At 67.4% G+C, this 17,068-nt stretch carries 6 protein-coding genes and 4 rRNA genes; 7 read left to right on the top strand and 3 right to left on the bottom strand.

All coding sequences use genetic code 11. The features are described from left to right. Positions 1–107 precede the first annotated feature (107 nt). Together AC230_RS11155 and rrf are read left to right on the top strand one after the other, a co-directional pair. Positions 108–3,228 (top strand): 23S ribosomal RNA (locus AC230_RS11155). Between the two features lie 78 nt (positions 3,229–3,306). Continuing rightward, positions 3,307–3,423, top strand: a 5S ribosomal RNA gene (gene rrf, locus AC230_RS11150). Between the two features lie 65 nt (positions 3,424–3,488). Here the strand turns inward: rrf and AC230_RS11145 are convergent. Continuing rightward, positions 3,489–4,439, bottom strand: coding sequence for an LLM class flavin-dependent oxidoreductase (locus tag AC230_RS11145; protein ID WP_157868554.1), 951 nt, complete (start codon positions 4,437–4,439; stop codon positions 3,489–3,491). A gap of 55 nt (positions 4,440–4,494) precedes the next feature. Here AC230_RS11145 and AC230_RS11140 point away from each other — a divergent pair, with 55 nt between their 5' ends. Next, on the top strand, positions 4,495–7,377 hold the full coding sequence (locus AC230_RS11140) for a helix-turn-helix transcriptional regulator (protein WP_338399791.1): 2,883 nt from the start codon (positions 4,495–4,497) through the stop codon (positions 7,375–7,377). Between the two features lie 77 nt (positions 7,378–7,454). Beyond that, on the top strand, positions 7,455–8,369 hold the full coding sequence (locus AC230_RS11135; RefSeq protein ID WP_049715982.1) for an NADP-dependent oxidoreductase: 915 nt from the start codon (positions 7,455–7,457) through the stop codon (positions 8,367–8,369). 103 nt (positions 8,370–8,472) lie between these two features. Here AC230_RS11135 and AC230_RS11130 read toward each other — a convergent pair whose 3' ends face one another. After that, positions 8,473–10,065, bottom strand: a complete 1,593-nt coding sequence (locus AC230_RS11130) for a SulP family inorganic anion transporter (RefSeq protein ID WP_078871155.1) — start codon at positions 10,063–10,065, stop codon at positions 8,473–8,475. A gap of 564 nt (positions 10,066–10,629) precedes the next feature. On the opposite strand from AC230_RS11130, the gene proC reads away from it, so the two are divergent. Beyond that, positions 10,630–11,439: a pyrroline-5-carboxylate reductase gene (gene proC, locus AC230_RS11125; protein WP_049715981.1), complete on the top strand. Its 810-nt coding sequence runs from the start codon at positions 10,630–10,632 to the stop codon at positions 11,437–11,439. 21 nt (positions 11,440–11,460) lie between these two features. Here the strand turns inward: proC and trpS are convergent, their stop codons facing one another. Next, on the bottom strand, positions 11,461–12,459 hold the full coding sequence (trpS, locus tag AC230_RS11120) for a tryptophan--tRNA ligase (RefSeq protein ID WP_049715980.1): 999 nt from the start codon (positions 12,457–12,459) through the stop codon (positions 11,461–11,463). A gap of 728 nt (positions 12,460–13,187) precedes the next feature. Here trpS and AC230_RS11115 point away from each other — a divergent pair. Together AC230_RS11115 and AC230_RS11110 are read left to right on the top strand one after the other, a co-directional pair. Then, positions 13,188–14,713 (top strand): 16S ribosomal RNA (locus AC230_RS11115). A 281-nt stretch (positions 14,714–14,994) separates the two neighbouring features. Beyond that, positions 14,995–17,068: ribosomal RNA gene (locus AC230_RS11110) — 23S ribosomal RNA — on the top strand; the annotation flags it as partial.

Genomic DNA, 17,068 nt, shown 5'->3' with positions numbered 1-17,068 from the left:
GTATGGCTGTCCTTCGGTGCCGGCCCCAGTGAACTCGATGCTTTGGTGTCGGGGTGGTGGGTGGCTGGTCGTTGTTTGAGAACTGCACAGTGGACGCGAGCATCTGTGGCCAAGTTTTTAAGGGGCGCACGGTGGATGCCTTGGCACCAGGAACCGATGAAGGACGTGGGAGGCCGCGATAGGCCCCGGGGAGCTGTCAACCGAGCTGTGATCCGGGGGTGTCCGAATGGGGAAACCCGGCAGTCGTCATGGGCTGTCACCCGCTGCTGAACACATAGGCAGTGTGGAGGGAACGCGGGGAAGTGAAACATCTCAGTACCCGCAGGAAGAGAAAACAACCGTGATTCCGGGAGTAGTGGCGAGCGAAACTGGATGAGGCCAAACCGTATGCGTGTGATACCCGGCAGGGGTTGCGTATGCGGGGTTGTGGGATCTCTCTTCTGTCGTCTGCCGGCGGCAGGACGAGTCAGAAACCGTTGATGTAGGCGAAGGACATGCGAAAGGTCCGGCGTAGAGGGTAAGACCCCCGTAGTCGAAACGTCAGCGGCTCGTTTGAGAGACACCCAAGTAGCACGGGGCCCGAGAATCCGTGTGAATCTGGCGGGACCACCCGTTAAGCCTAAATATTCCCTGGTGACCGATAGCGGATAGTACCGTGAGGGAATGGTGAAAAGTACCGCGGGAGCGGAGTGGAAATAGTACCTGAAACCGTGTGCCTACAAGCCGTGGGAGCGTCGCATCGAGTGCTTGCACTCGGTGTCGTGACTGGCGTGCCTTTTGAAGAATGAGCCTGCGAGTTTGCGGTGTGTTGCGAGGTTAACCCGTGTGGGGAAGCCGTAGCGAAAGCGAGTCCGAGAGGGCGACCTAGTAGCGCGCCCAAGACCCGAAGCGGGGTGATCTAGCCATGGGCAGGTTGAAGCGGAGGTAAGACTTCGTGGAGGACCGAACCCACCAGGGTTGAAAACCTGGGGATGACTGTGGTTAGGGGTGAAAGGCCAATCAAACTCCGTGATAGCTGGTTCTCCCCGAAATGCATTTAGGTGCAGCGTCGTGTGTTTCTTGCCGGAGGTAGAGCACTGGATAGGCGATGGGCCCTACCGGGTTACTGACCTTAGCCAAACTCCGAATGCCGGTAAGTGAGAGCGCGGCAGTGAGACTGTGGGGGATAAGCTCCATGGTCGAGAGGGAAACAGCCCAGAGCATCGACTAAGGCCCCTAAGCGTACGCTAAGTGGGAAAGGATGTGGAGTCGCAGAGACAACCAGGAGGTTGGCTTAGAAGCAGCCACCCTTGAAAGAGTGCGTAATAGCTCACTGGTCAAGTGATTCCGCGCCGACAATGTAGCGGGGCTCAAGCGTACCGCCGAAGTCGTGTCACTGCAGCATGAGACCTAACGGTTGTTGTGGTGGGTAGGGGAGCGTCGTGTGCCGGGTGAAGCAGCGCCGGAAGGTAGTTGTGGACGGTTCACGAGTGAGAATGCAGGCATGAGTAGCGATACACACGTGGGAAACGTGTGCGCCGATTGACTAAGGGTTCCTGGGTCAAGCTGATCTGCCCAGGGTAAGTCGGGACCTAAGGCGAGGCCGACAGGCGTAGTCGATGGACAACCGGTTGATATTCCGGTACCCGCTTTGAAGCGCCAAACATCGAATCCTCTGATGCTAAGCCCGTGAAGCCGCCCTGAGCTCTTCGGAGTGTAGGGGAGTGGTGGAGCCGGTGACCCGAGGTGGTAGTAGGTGAGTGATGGGGTGACGCAGGAAGGTAGTCCAGCCCGGGCGGTGGTTGTCCCGGGGTAAGGGTGTAGGCCGTGTGATAGGCAAATCCGTCACACATGGGGCTGAGACCTGATGCCGAGCCGATTGTGGCGAAGTGGATGATCCTATGCTGTCGAGAAAAGCCTCTAGCGAGTTTCATGGCGGCCCGTACCCTAAACCGACTCAGGTGGTCAGGTAGAGAATACCGAGGCGTTCGGGTGAACTATGGTTAAGGAACTCGGCAAAATGCCCCCGTAACTTCGGGAGAAGGGGGGCCATTCCTGGTGATGAGTTTTGCACTCGGAGCTGGGGGTGGCCGCAGAGACCAGCGAGAAGCGACTGTTTACTAAAAACACAGGTCCGTGCGAAGCCGTAAGGCGATGTATACGGACTGACGCCTGCCCGGTGCTGGAACGTTAAGGGGACCGGTTAGCTCCATTTCGGTGGGGCGAAGCTGAGAACTTAAGCGCCAGTAAACGGCGGTGGTAACTATAACCATCCTAAGGTAGCGAAATTCCTTGTCGGGTAAGTTCCGACCTGCACGAATGGCGTAACGACTTCTCGACTGTCTCAACCATAGGCCCGGTGAAATTGCACTACGAGTAAAGATGCTCGTTTCGCGCAGCAGGACGGAAAGACCCCGGGACCTTTACTACAGCTTGATATTGGTGTTCGGTTCGGCTTGTGTAGGATAGGTGGGAGACTGTGAAGCATGCACGCCAGTGTGTGTGGAGTCGTCGTTGAAATACCACTCTGGTCGTGCTGGATGTCTAACCTGGGTCCGTGATCCGGATCAGGGACAGTGTCTGGTGGGTAGTTTAACTGGGGCGGTTGCCTCCTAAAGGGTAACGGAGGCGCCCAAAGGTTCCCTCAGCCTGGTTGGCAATCAGGTGTTGAGTGTAAGTGCACAAGGGAGCTTGACTGTGAGACCGACGGGTCGAGCAGGGACGAAAGTCGGGACTAGTGATCCGGCGGTGGCTTGTGGAAGCGCCGTCGCTCAACGGATAAAAGGTACCCCGGGGATAACAGGCTGATCTTCCCCAAGAGTCCATATCGACGGGATGGTTTGGCACCTCGATGTCGGCTCGTCGCATCCTGGGGCTGGAGTCGGTCCCAAGGGTTGGGCTGTTCGCCCATTAAAGCGGTACGCGAGCTGGGTTTAGAACGTCGTGAGACAGTTCGGTCCCTATCCGCTGTGCGCGTAGGAGTCTTGAGAAGGGCTGTCCCTAGTACGAGAGGACCGGGACGGACGAACCTCTGGTGTGCCAGTTGTTCTGCCAAGGGCATGGCTGGTTGGCTACGTTCGGGAGGGATAACCGCTGAAAGCATCTAAGCGGGAAGCCTGCTTCGAGATGAGGACTCCCACCCACTTGATGGGGTAAGGCTCCCAGTAGACGACTGGGTTGATAGGCCAGATATGGAAGCCGGGTGACCGGTGGAGTTGACTGGTACTAATAGGCCGAGGGCTTGTCCTCAGTTGCTCGCGTCCACTGTGTTGGTTCTGAAACCACGAACGACCTTTGCCGGTTGGTTTGTTGATTGTTTCATAGTGTTTCGGTGGTCATAGCGTTAGGGAAACGCCCGGTTACATTCCGAACCCGGAAGCTAAGCCTTTCAGCGCCGATGGTACTGCATGGGGGACCGTGTGGGAGAGTAGGACGCCGCCGAACTAAATTTGAAGAAAAGCCGTGGGTTCCGGATCGTGAAAACGATCCGGAACCCACGGCTTTTTGCGTTATATCGAGCGGGCCAGCTCGATCGCCTCCGCCAGTAGCTCGTACTGCTTCCGCCAGTCAGGGGCGTACGTACTGAACACGATCCGGTCCGCGCCGGCCGCCGCGAACTCCGCGATCCGTTCCGCGGCCTGCTGCGGGCCTCCTTCGATGACCATGGCGTCGGCCCGCTCCTCCGAGATCCCGAAGGCATTGGCCGCGGCTCGCGCCAGATTCGCGCCGCCGGGCCGCTCGACATCGTCACCGAGCCCGAACGGCTGGGCCACGGTCACCCCGGGCACCGGGCGACCGGCGGCCTCCGCGAGTTCCCGCAGCCGGGTGACCTTCTCCGTCAGCCACGCCGGAGTGGTGAGGGCCGGGAACCAGTGGCCGCCATGGCGGACGGCCCGCCGCAGGGCCGCTTCGTTCTCGCCGCCGATGAGCAGCGGCGGCACCTCGGCCGGTACGGTCAGCCTCAACTCGGGCTGCGCGGGGTCGAGTCGACCGGGTTCGCCGCCGAGTGCCCCGGGCAGCCGGGAGAGTGCGTCGTCCAGGCGGGCGTCGCGTTCCTCGAAGGGAATGCCCGTTGCCCGCCAGGCCGCCGGGTCCTTCAGGCCGCCGCGCCAGCGGGCCCAGGGGCTGTCCCCGGCGTCGACGCCGAGGAGAAGTCGTCCGCCGGAGAGATATTGGAGGGTGGCCAGCCGCTGGGCCAGTCCGGGCAGCGGGTGCAGCGCGGGTACCAGGGCCCCGGTGCCGATCCGCAGACGTGTCGTGGCGGCGGCCGCGCCGGCCAGCACCAGCAGCGGGTCGAGCATCGGGCAGCGGCCGGTCAGCAGGTCGCTGGTCCAGAGGGATTCAAAACCGAGCTCCTCGGCGAGGCGGGCCGCTTCCGCGGTCTCCCCGGGAGCGGCGGCCGGGTCGAGAGTGAGCGCCGGTGTGAAGACGCCGATCGTGATGCGAGTCGTCCGTGTCATGGTCAAGAACGTAGTCTGCCCAGGTCAGACCCCGAATCCGTAGGACTACGGGGTTGTGCCGCAGGGGCGGGGCGCACCCCTGCGACCCAGGGCGGATCGAGTCGAGGCAGGGGGCCGTCAAGCGGTGTTGTACGGACGGGAAGCGGAACGCGCCGCCGTGGCCGCGGTGTTGGCGCGGGCGTGGGAAGGGCGGGGCGGTGCCCTGCTGGTGCGCGGGGTGGCGGGGATCGGCAAGTCGGAGCTGCTGGCCGAGGCGGCCCGGCGGGCCCGGACGGCGGGGAGCGAGGTGTGCGTCCTGCGCACCACGGGCACCGAGGCCGAGTCCGTTCTCCCCTTCTCCGGGCTGCATCTGCTGTTGCGTCCCGTGCTGACGGGGGAGCGGCTGGCGCGCCTGCCCGGGCCTCAGGCGCGGGCGCTGCGCGGGGCGTTCGGGCTGGACGAGGCGTCTCCGGAGGACCGTTTCCGCATCGGGCTGGCGGTCCTCACCCTGCTGTCCGACCTGGCCGCCGAGCAGCCGGTGCTCTGCCTGGCCGACGACTTCCAGTGGCTGGACCCTTCCTCGGCGGAGGCCCTGCTCTTCACCGCGCGCCGGCTCGGCGACGAACGCGTCGCCCTTCTCCTGGCGGCCCGGGACGGCCTGCCCGGCGACGGCGGCCCGTCACCCGCGCCGGGCGTGCCCGAGCTGCGGCTCGACGCCCTCGGCCCCGCCGCCGCGGCCGAACTCCTCGCCGACCGGGCGCCGGACCTCGCGGACGGGGTGCTGGCCACCGTCGTCGAACGGACGGCCGGCCACCCCCTCTCGCTGGTGGAGACGGTGCGCTCGCTCACCCCCGGGCAGCGCGCGGGCAACGTCCCGGTCCCGGCCGAACTCCCCGTGCCCGCCCGGCTGGTGGAGGCCTACCGGGCCCGCATCGAGGGGCTGGGGCCGGCCGCCCGTACCGCGCTGCTCGTCGCCGCGGCGGAGAGCGGCGGTGAGCTGCGTACCGTGCTCCCGGCCGCCGGCGCGCTCGGCGCCGGGCCCGACGGCCTGCGGGCCGCCGAACGCGTCGGACTCGTCACGCTCACCGATGCCGTGGTCGCCTTCCGGCACCCCCTCGTCCGCGCCGCCGCCTACCAGGGGGCCGACCCCGCCGAACGGATGGCCGCGCACCGGGCGCTCGCGGAGGCCGGTGCCGGCCGGGATCCGGACCGTACCGCCTGGCATCTGGCCTCGGCGGCCTCCGGGCCGGACGAGGAGGTGGCCGCCCGGCTCTCCCGGGCCGGTGAATCCGCCTGGGGGCGTGGGGCGTTCGCGGCCGCGGTGGCCGCCCACCGCCGGGCGTCGGAGCTCAGTCCGCTGCCGCTCGACCGCGCGCGGCGGCTGCTGTCCGCCGCGCAGATCTCCGTGGTGACCGGGCGGATCGCGCAGGCGGACGGGCTGGCACGGGAGGCCATGGAGCTGACGGAGGACCGGACGCTGCGCGCCTGGCTGGGCATGGTGCGGGGCGCGGTCGAGGACGCGAACGGCAATCCGCGCACCGCGGCGTACCTCCTGCTCGACCACGCCGAGCCGTCGGCCGGCGGCGACTCCGGGCCCGTCGTGCCGATGCTCGTGCTGGCCGCGCGCAGCGCGTGGGCGGCGGCGGACGGGGCGTTGATCACCCGGGTCGGCGAGGTGGCGGCGCGGGTGCGGCCGGAGCAGCCGGCGACGGCGGCGCTGTCGGCGATGGCGGCGCTGGTGTCCGGGGTCGCGAGGCTCGCCACGGACCCCCACCGTTCGTCGGCGGCGCCCGTCGCGGATCTCAACGGACCGGTGGCGTCGCTGCGTTCGTTCGTCGACGAGGTCCGTGGGCGCAACCCCGGCTCCCACCTCCTCCGCCTCCTCGCCGTGGACTGCGCCGCTCTGACCGGGGACGACGACGCGGCGCTCGGGCTCGCCACCGCCGAGGCCGCCCGCTGCCTGGAGCGCGGCACCCTGCTCTCGCTGGCCGACGTGCTGCGGGTGCTCGGCGACGTCCAGCTGGCGACCGGGCGGCCGCGCGAGGCGGCCGCGACGGCTGCGGAGGCCGAGGACGCGGCCGGTTCGACGGCGGAGGCGGCCGGGCCCCTGCCGGCCCGCCGGCTGACGGCCGTCGCGGACCGGATCGCGGCCCGCACCGCCGCGTTGGCCGGCGACGAGGAGAAGTGCCGCGCCGCGCTGGAGCGTTCGGGCGGGGAGGACTCCGCGGCCGTCCTCGCGCTGCTCGACCTGGGGCTGGGCCGTCCCGAGCGGGCCCTGCGCCGGTTCGGGGACGCGCTCCGCGGTGGCGCGCCCGCCGCCGTCGCCCTGCTGCCGGCGACCGGTGACCTGGTGGAGGCCGCCGTACGGGCCGGCCGGCCCGGCCTGGCGGCAGGGCAGTTGGCGGCCTTCACCGCCTGGGCCGAGGCCGGCGGTCAGCCGTGGGCCACCGCCGTCGCCCTGCGCTGTGCGGCGCTGACCGGGCCCGAGGAGACGGCCGAGGAGGGCTATGCGGCGGCGCTCGGCCGGCACCGCGTCGCGGGGCGGCCGTTCGAGGAGGCCCGTACGGAGCTGCTGTACGGCGAGTGGCTGCGGCGGGCGCGGCGGCGGACCGAGGCCCGGCCGCGGCTGCGGAACGCGCTGGAGGCGTTCGAGCGCCTGGGCGCCGTGCCGTGGGCCGAACGCGCCCGCGGCGAGCTGCGGGCGGTGGGCGGGACGGCGTCGCCCGCGTCCGTGGCGCGTCCCGATCCGCTGGCGGCCCTGACGCCCCAGGAGCGCCAGGTGGTCCGCCTGGCGGCCGCCGGGGCCGGCAACCGCGACATCGCCGCCCGGCTCTTCCTCAGCCCGCGGACCGTGGAGTACCACCTGTACAAGGCGTATCCGAAGCTCGGCGTCGGATCGCGGCGCGAACTCGCGGCGCTGGCCGCCGGGTTCGGGGGGCCGCTCCCCGACCTCCGGTAGTCCTACGGATTCGCTTCCGTGCCGCGCTCCCTACCGTCGTGATCAGTGCACGTAACGGCGGAGAAGAGGAGCGGATCATGAGCCGAGCGGTGCGGTTCCACGAGTTCGGGGGCCCCGAGGTGCTGCGGGTCGAGGACGTCGAGGAGCCCCAGGCCGGGCCGGGGCAGGTGCGGGTCCGGGTGCGGGCGGCGGGTGTCCAGCCGTACGACTGCGCGGTGCGCGCCGGCTGGACGCCGCCGGGTGTCTCCGGGCCGCTGCCGCGCATCCCCGGCAACGAGTTCGCCGGCGTGATCGACCAGGTGGGCCCGGGTGTCACCGAGTGGGCGCCCGGGGACGAGGTGCTGGGCTTCGGGCAGCTCGGGGCGTACGCGGAGTTGATCGTCTCGCCGGCCGGCCAGGTGACCCGCAAGCCCGCCACGATGCCCTGGGAGGTCGCGGGTGGCTTCACCGCCGGGACGCAGACCGCGCACATCGCCCTGGAGGTGCTCGCCCCGCGCGAGGGCGAGGTCCTGCTGGTGCACGGCGCGGCCGGGGCCGTGGGCGGCGCGGCCGTCCAACTGGCGCGCGCCGCGGGCGCGTTGGTGATCGGCACGGCGCGCGAGGCCAACCATGCGTACCTGCGGTCCCTGGGCGCGCTCCCCGTGGCCTACGGCGAGGGGCTCGTCGAGCGGATCCGTGAGCTGGCGCCGCGGGGTGTCGACTGCGTCCTCGACGGCGCGGGCGGGGAGGCCTTCGACCTGTCGCTGGGCCTGGTGGCCGACCGGAGCCGGATGCTGACCCTCGTCGAGCACGGGCGCGCCGCGGGCGCCGGCGTGCGGACCAATCCGCCCGCCCGCTCGGCGGCCCGGCTGGCCGGGCTCGCCGAACGGTACGCGCGCGGTGAACTCACCTGGCACGTGAGGGCCGTCCACCCGCTCGACCGGGCCGCGGACGCGCAGCGCGACGTCGAGAGCGGGCACGGGCGGGGCAAGGTGGTGCTGCTCGTGGACTGAGGCCCGTCTCCTGGGACCGGCCCCTCTCCTGGGACCGCCCGTCTCCTGGGACCGGCCCCTCTCCTGGGACCGCCCGTCTCCTGGGACCGGTCCGCCTCCGGGATCAGACGGCCATCATGCCCCCGTCCTCGAAGAGCACGGTGTGCCGCCCCGCCCAGTCGTCCAGTGCCTGCCGGCAGGCAGGGTCCATGTACCGGAGTTCGCGGAGGTCGAGTTCGACGACGTGCCGTCCCGGCCGGGTCAGCGACTCCAGCTCGTCCAGGAGTTTCGGCAGGCGCAGGAAGGTGGCGTTGCCGATGACGCGCGCCCGGACGAAGCCGTCGCCGGTCCGTACCGTCTCCACCCGTACCTGGGACATCTCCCAGGCCGCCTTGAAGGTGGCCAGCGCCAGGCCGACGACGACCCCCTCGAAGAGGTCGGTCACCACGACGGCCGCGGTGGTGGCGAGCAGGACGGCGGCCTCGCCCCGATGCCGCTGCCACAGCCGGCCCAACTCCCGTCCCGGCAGCAGCTTCCACCCCGAGTGCACCAGCACTCCCGCGAGGGCGGCGACCGGAATGTCCTCCAGCGCCCAGGGGAGGAGCGTCACGAAGACCAGCAGCCACAGCCCGTGCAGTACGCGGGACGCCCTCGTCCGCGCGCCGGCCCGGACGTTGGCCGAACTGCGCACGATGACGGTGGTCATGGGCAGGGCGCCGAGCATGCCGCAGACGGTGTTGCCGGCGCCCTGGGCGATGAGCTCCTTGTCGTAGTCGGTGCGGGGGCCGCTGTGCATCCGGTCGACGGCGGCCGCGCCGAAGAGCGTCTCGGCGGAGGCGATGAGGGCGAACGCCAGGACGGTGCCCAGGACGCCCATCTCGCCCAGCCGGAGGAAGTCGCTCCCGTCCGGCGGCTCCACGGCCTCGATCAGTCCGTGCACCCGGACCCGGTCGACGGGCAGGTCGAGCGCGGCCACCGCGCCCGTCGCCAGCGCGACCGCGGCCAGCGGCGCGGGGAGCACCCGGGCCCCGCGCCGCCAGCGTGGCCACAGCGCGAGGACGGCGACCGTGCCGCTGCCGACGGCGAGGGCGACCAGGGCCGGCGGCGACTCGAGCGTCCCGGTGAGCAGCAGGACGAGTCCGCCGAGCTTCTCCAGGCCGCCCTCGGGCGCGTTGGCGTCGGCGAGCCGGTAGAGCTGGCCCGCGATCAGGACGACGCCCGTTCCCGCGAGCATGCCCTGGACCACCGCCGCCGAGACCGCCCGGAACCAGCGGCCCATCCGCAGCAGGCCCATGGCGACCTGGACGAGGCCGGTCGCCAGCACCAGGACGCCGAGCGCCCCCACGCCGTACTCGCGGACGGCCTCGTACACGAGCGCGGCCAGGCCGGCGGCGGGCCCGCTGACCTGCAGGCTGCTGCCCGGCAGCAGTCCGGTGAGCAGCCCGCCGACGATTCCGGTGACCAGGCCGAGTTCGACGGGGACCCCGGACGCGACGGCGACGCACGCGGAGAGCGGCACGGCTATGAGGAAGACGACGAGCGACGCGGGGAAGTCGGCGCGGAATCCGGCCGCGCGGCCGAGGCGGGAGAGGCGGGCGAGGCGGGAGAGGGCCGTCCGGACGGGGCCGCGGTCACTGCGCTTCGCGTGCTCGTGGTGCTCCTGGGGCTCGTCGCGCCCGTCACGCTCTTCATGCTTGTCGTTCTCTTTGTGCTCCATGCGAGATGCCTCCAGCACCCCTGACGCGCACACCGCGCGCCGGGGACAAGGTTCCGTCAAGGGACGAGTACGGGCAGGCGGATCGGGCAGCCTGTACGGGTCGTCGGCCCGGAGGTCGGTCCGGGTCTCGGCCGGTGCGGGCTGTCGTGGACACGGACACTCGGGGGCGGCACGATGCGTAGGGGCGGGTGAGGAGGAGAAGGGACGGACCGGGGCCGGCGGCCGGTCCGGACGCTCGCTCACGGCGCCCATGGGCAGGGGTGGTCCCCGCCTCCTCCGGCCTCTCTGCCGCGGACACCCGGTCACAGTGTGTCCAAAGGGCCAGGGCCATGGGCGGGACGGAGTGTTACCACGATGTAAACGCCGGATCGGGCCGTCGGAAGAGCTACCTCCGATCACTCCGGCGGACACCGCGAGCCGCGCGCCCCCGGCACCCGTCCTCGCTCCCTGCCTCCTCGGGCGGGCCGCACGTCCGCGGACGAGGTGCGAAGATGACCGGACGGCCGGCCCACCGGACCGCCGGCCGCCCGCCCCGAAGCCCAGCGCAGCGAAAAGGTGAGCACCGTGGCCCAGACAGTCGCCGTCCTCGGGACCGGAAAGATCGGGGAAGCGCTGCTCAGCGGCATGATCCGAGCCGGCTGGAAGCCCGCCGACCTGCTGTGCACGGCCCGCCGCGCCGAGCGTGCCGAGGCCCTGCGCGAGCGCTACGGCGTCGACGTCGTCGGCAACGCCGACGCCGCCAAGCGCGCCGACACCCTGATCCTGGCCGTCAAGCCCCAGGACATGGCGGCCCTCCTCGACGAGCTCGCCCCGCACCTGCCGGCCGACCGGCTCGTCATCAGCGCGGCCGCCGGCGTCCCCACCGCCTTCTTCGAGGAGCGGCTCCCGGCCGGGACGCCCGTCGTCCGCGTCATGCCCAACACCCCCGTCCTCGTCGACGAGGGCATGTCGGTCATCTCCGGCGGCACCCACGCCACCGAGGACCACCTGCTGCGCACCGAGGCCATCTTCAAGCCGGTCGGCAAGACGCTGCGCGTCCCCGAGTCCCAGCAGGACGCGGCGACCGCCCTCTCCGGCTCCGGCCCGGCGTACTTCTACTTCCTCGTCGAGGCCATGACCGACGCCGGCATCCTCCTCGGCTTGCCGCGCGACAAGGCCCACGACCTCATCGTCCAGGCCGCCATCGGTGCCGCCGTCATGCTCCGCGACAGCGGCGAACACCCCGTCAAGCTCCGCGAGGCGGTCACCTCCCCCGCCGGCACCACGATCAACGCCATCCGCGAGCTGGAGAAGCACGGGGTGCGGCACGCTCTGATCGCCGCCCTGGAGGCCGCCCGCGACCGCAGCCGCGAGCTGGCCTCCGGCACCGGCTGACCGGCCCCTCCCACAGCTCCTTCAGCCGGCCGGGAGCAGGCCGATCGCCCGGTACGCCGCGTCGACCGTCGGCCGCGCCAGCTCCCGCGCCCGGCGGGCGCCCTCCCGCAGGACGCCGTCCACGTACGCCGGGTCCGCGCACAGCTCGGCGTGCCGCTCGCGCAGCGGACGCAGCAACTCCACGACGGCGTCGGCGGTGTCCTTCTTCAGCGCCCCGTACGAGGTGTAGCCCGCGGCCAGTTCCCCCGGGTCCTTGTCGGTGCAGGCGGCGAGGAGCTCCAGCAGGTTCGTCACGCCGGGCTTGGCCTCGCGGTCGTACACGACCTCCGAGCCGCTGTCGGTCACCGCGCGCATCACCTTCCGGCGCACCACGTCCGGCTCGTCCAGCAGATAGACGATCCCCGACGTCTCGGCGTGCGACTTGCCCATCTTCGACGTCGGGTCCTGGAGATCCATGACCCGCGCGGCCACCTGCGGCAGCACGGCCCGGGGGACGGTGAACGTCTGCCCGTACCGCTGGTTGAAGCGGACGGCCAGATCGCGGGTCAGCTCGACGTGCTGCGCCTGGTCGTCGCCGACGGGCACTTCGTCCGCACCGTACGCGAGGATGTCCGCCGCCATCAGCACGGGATAGGTGAGCAGCGACAGCCGTACGCTCCCGCCGGCCGCCTTCTCGCGCGCCGACTTCTCCTTGTACTGGATCATCCGGCGCATCTCGCCGTCGGAGGCCGTGCACTCCAAGAGGTAGGAGAGGCGGGTGTGCTCGTCGACGTGGCTCTGGACGAACAGGGTGCACAGGGCGGGGTCCAGTCCGGCGGCGAGCAGCAGGGTGGCCGCCTGGCGGCTGAGCCGGCGGACCCGGGCGGGGTCGTGGTCGACGGTCAGCGCGTGCAGGTCGACCACGGAGAAGAGCGCGTCCGCGCGGTGCTGGTCCGTCTCGACCCACTGCCGGACGGCGCCGAGGTAGTTGCCCAGGGTGAGGTGGCCGGTCGGTTTGATGCCGCTGAAGATCCGCGTCATGGAAGGTTCGTCTCCCTCTGTCTTGTCTCGGTCGAGGGACCACCGCCACGAACAGCAGAAACGGCCGCCGAGGCGGCGGCCGTTGGGTGCGTGCGCGAGCTGCGCGAAGGGGTGGCCGCCGTCAGGCGGGCCACCACTGGAGCTGGCACACGTACTGGGTCATGGCCCCGACGGTACGCCGTTCAATCCGCTTGCGCCACGGGTTTGATCGGGGTTACGGGCTCGTGTAGGGTTCTTCGAGTTGCCGCGGCGTCCGTGAGGAGGCCGGGGCGGCGTTTCACGCCAGTCGGCGGGATTCCTACTGCACGGCCCCTGAACGGGATGGATTTCGGCATGCCGGAATTCGGTTCCGGACTCCGATTAGGAGTCGCCGGGGAAATCCGCTAAAGTAGTGATCACGCCGGGCCGCGAAAGCGGAAAGGCGGGAAAGCCCCGATCCAGCAGGGGGCCGGAAACGAGAAATCGGATCTGGTAAGGTTGGAAACAACGAAGGGAAGCGCCCGGAGCGCCTGGTGAAACAGGAGCGAAGGAAGCGTCCGTTCCTTGAGAACTCAACAGCGTGCCAAAAGTCAACGCCAGACTATAAAACAACCCCGTTCCGGCCGGTTTGACCGGTTGGGATGAGGTTCCTTTGAAAAACACAGCGAGGACGCTGTGAACGGCCGGGCTTATTCCGCCTGGCTGTTCCGCTCAACGCGAGTGTTGAACCGGTATGAGTCCGGTAAGCATTCACGGAGAGTTTGATCCTGGCTCAGGACGAACGCTGGCGGCGTGCTTAACACATGCAAGTCGAACGATGAAGCCGCTTCGGTGGTGGATTAGTGGCGAACGGGTGAGTAACACGTGGGCAATCTGCCCTGCACTCTGGGACAAGCCCTGGAAACGGGGTCTAATACCGGATATGACCTGCCGAGGCATCTCGGTGGGTGGAAAGCTCCGGCGGTGCAGGATGAGCCCGCGGCCTATCAGCTTGTTGGTGGGGTGATGGCCTACCAAGGCGACGACGGGTAGCCGGCCTGAGAGGGCGACCGGCCACACTGGGACTGAGACACGGCCCAGACTCCTACGGGAGGCAGCAGTGGGGAATATTGCACAATGGGCGCAAGCCTGATGCAGCGACGCCGCGTGAGGGATGACGGCCTTCGGGTTGTAAACCTCTTTCAGCAGGGAAGAAGCGCAAGTGACGGTACCTGCAGAAGAAGCGCCGGCTAACTACGTGCCAGCAGCCGCGGTAATACGTAGGGCGCAAGCGTTGTCCGGAATTATTGGGCGTAAAGAGCTCGTAGGCGGCTTGTCGCGTCGGATGTGAAAGCCCGGGGCTTAACTCCGGGTCTGCATTCGATACGGGCAGGCTAGAGTTCGGTAGGGGAGATCGGAATTCCTGGTGTAGCGGTGAAATGCGCAGATATCAGGAGGAACACCGGTGGCGAAGGCGGATCTCTGGGCCGATACTGACGCTGAGGAGCGAAAGCGTGGGGAGCGAACAGGATTAGATACCCTGGTAGTCCACGCCGTAAACGTTGGGCACTAGGTGTGGGCGACATTCCACGTCGTCCGTGCCGCAGCTAACGCATTAAGTGCCCCGCCTGGGGAGTACGGCCGCAAGGCTAAAACTCAAAGGAATTGACGGGGGCCCGCACAAGCAGCGGAGCATGTGGCTTAATTCGACGCAACGCGAAGAACCTTACCAAGGCTTGACATACATCGGAAACGGCCAGAGATGGTCGCCCCCTTGTGGTCGGTGTACAGGTGGTGCATGGCTGTCGTCAGCTCGTGTCGTGAGATGTTGGGTTAAGTCCCGCAACGAGCGCAACCCTTGTTCTGTGTTGCCAGCATGCCTTTCGGGGTGATGGGGACTCACAGGAGACTGCCGGGGTCAACTCGGAGGAAGGTGGGGACGACGTCAAGTCATCATGCCCCTTATGTCTTGGGCTGCACACGTGCTACAATGGCCGGTACAATGAGCTGCGATGCCGTGAGGTGGAGCGAATCTCAAAAAGCCGGTCTCAGTTCGGATTGGGGTCTGCAACTCGACCCCATGAAGTTGGAGTTGCTAGTAATCGCAGATCAGCATTGCTGCGGTGAATACGTTCCCGGGCCTTGTACACACCGCCCGTCACGTCACGAAAGTCGGTAACACCCGAAGCCGGTGGCCCAACCCTTGTGGAGGGAGCCGTCGAAGGTGGGACTGGCGATTGGGACGAAGTCGTAACAAGGTAGCCGTACCGGAAGGTGCGGCTGGATCACCTCCTTTCTAAGGAGCACATAGCCGACTACGAGCGAATGTCTCGTACGGTTGCTCATGGGTGGAACGTTGACTAGTCGGCCGGCTTGGTGAGCCTTCTCTGTTAGTACTGCTTCGGCGTGGAACGCAGGTGGGGTGAACTGGTCTGGTCGGGCACGCTGTTGGGTGTCTGAGGGTACGGCCGTATGGCTGTCCTTCGGTGCCGGCCCCAGTGAACTCGATGCTTTGGTGTCGGGGTGGTGGGTGGCTGGTCGTTGTTTGAGAACTGCACAGTGGACGCGAGCATCTGTGGCCAAGTTTTTAAGGGCGCACGGTGGATGCCTTGGCACCAGGAACCGATGAAGGACGTGGGAGGCCGCGATAGGCCCCGGGGAGCTGTCAACCGAGCTGTGATCCGGGGGTGTCCGAATGGGGAAACCCGGCAGTCGTCATGGGCTGTCACCCGCTGCTGAACACATAGGCAGTGTGGAGGGAACGCGGGGAAGTGAAACATCTCAGTACCCGCAGGAAGAGAAAACAACCGTGATTCCGGGAGTAGTGGCGAGCGAAACTGGATGAGGCCAAACCGTATGCGTGTGATACCCGGCAGGGGTTGCGTATGCGGGGTTGTGGGATCTCTCTTCTGTCGTCTGCCGGCGGCAGGACGAGTCAGAAACCGTTGATGTAGGCGAAGGACATGCGAAAGGTCCGGCGTAGAGGGTAAGACCCCCGTAGTCGAAACGTCAGCGGCTCGTTTGAGAGACACCCAAGTAGCACGGGGCCCGAGAAATCCCGTGTGAATCTGGCGGGACCACCCGTTAAGCCTAAATATTCCCTGGTGACCGATAGCGGATAGTACCGTGAGGGAATGGTGAAAAGTACCGCGGGAGCGGAGTGAAATAGTACCTGAAACCGTGTGCCTACAAGCCGTGGGAGCGTCGCATCGAGTGCTTGCACTCGGTGTCGTGACTGCGTGCCTTTTGAAGAATGAGCCTGCGAGTTTGCGGTGTGTTGCGAGGTTAACCCGTGTGGGGAAGCCGTAGCGAAAGCGAGTCCGAAGAGGGCGACCTAGTAGCGCGCCCAAGACCCGAAGCGGGGTGATCTAGCCATGGGCAGGTTGAAGCGGAGGTAAGACTTCGTGGAGGACCGAACCCACCAGGGTTGAAAACCTGGGGGATGACCTGTGGTTAGGGGTGAAAGGCCAATCAAACTCCGTGATAGCTGGTTCTCCCCGAAATGCATTTAGGTGCAGCGTCGTGTGTTTCTTGCCGGAGGTAGAGCACTGGATAGGCGATGGGCCCTACCGGGTTACTGACCTTAGCCAAACTCCGAATGCCGGTAAGTGAGAGCGCGGCAGTGAGACTGTGGGGGATAAGCTCCATGGTCGAGAGGGAAACAGCCCAGAGCATCGACTAAGGCCCCTAAGCGTACGCTAAGTGGGAAAGGATGTGGAGTCGCAGAGACAACCAGGAGGTTGGCTTAGAAGCAGCCACCCTTGAAAGAGTGCGTAATAGCTCACTGGTCAAGTGATTCCGCGCCGACAATGTAGCGGGGCTCAAGCGTACCGCCGAAGTCGTGTCACTGCAGCATGAGACCTAACGGTTGTTGTGGTGGGTAGGGGAGCGTCGTGTGCCGGGTGAAGCAGCGCCGGAAGGTAGTTGTGGACGGTTCACGAGTGAGAATGCAGGCATGAGTAGCGATACACACGTGGGAAACGTGTGCGCCGATTGACTAAGGGTTCCTGGGTCAAGCTGATCTGCCCAGGGTAAGTCGGGACCTAAGGCGAGGCCGACAGGCGTAGTCGATGGACAACCGGTTGATATTCCGGTACCCGCTTTGAAGCGCCAAACATCGAATCCTCTGATGCTAAGCCCGTGAAGCCGCCCTGAGCTCTTCGGAGTGTAGGGGAGTGGTGGAGCCGGTGACCCGAGTGGTAGTAGGTGAGTGATGGGGTGACGCAGGAAGGTAGTCCAGCCCGGGCGGTGGTTGTCCCGGGGTAAGGGTGTAGGCCGTGTGATAGGCAAATCCGTCACACATGGGGCTGAGACCTGATGCCGAGCCGATTGTGGCGAAGTGGATGATCCTATGCTGTCGAGAAAAGCCTCTAGCGAGTTTCATGGCGGCCCGTACCCTAAACCGACTCAGGTGGTCAGGTAGAGAATACCGAGGCGTTCGGGTGAACTATGGTTAAGGAACTCGGCAAAATGCCCCCGTAACTTCGGGAGAAGGGGGGCCATTCCTGGTGATGAGTTTTGCACTCGGAGCTGGGGGTGGCCGCAGAGACCAGCGAGAAGCGACTGTTTACTAAAAACACAGGTCCGTGCGAAGCCGTAAGGCGATGTATACGGACTGACGCCTGCCCGGTGCTGGAACGTTAAGGGGACC

The sequence above is a fragment of the Streptomyces caatingaensis genome, from assembly GCF_001187435.1.
Lineage (GTDB): Bacteria > Actinomycetota > Actinomycetes > Streptomycetales > Streptomycetaceae > Streptomyces > Streptomyces caatingaensis.
The sequence above is the reverse complement of the archived record's forward strand: the minus strand, read 5'-3'. Positions and strand labels throughout refer to the sequence as shown.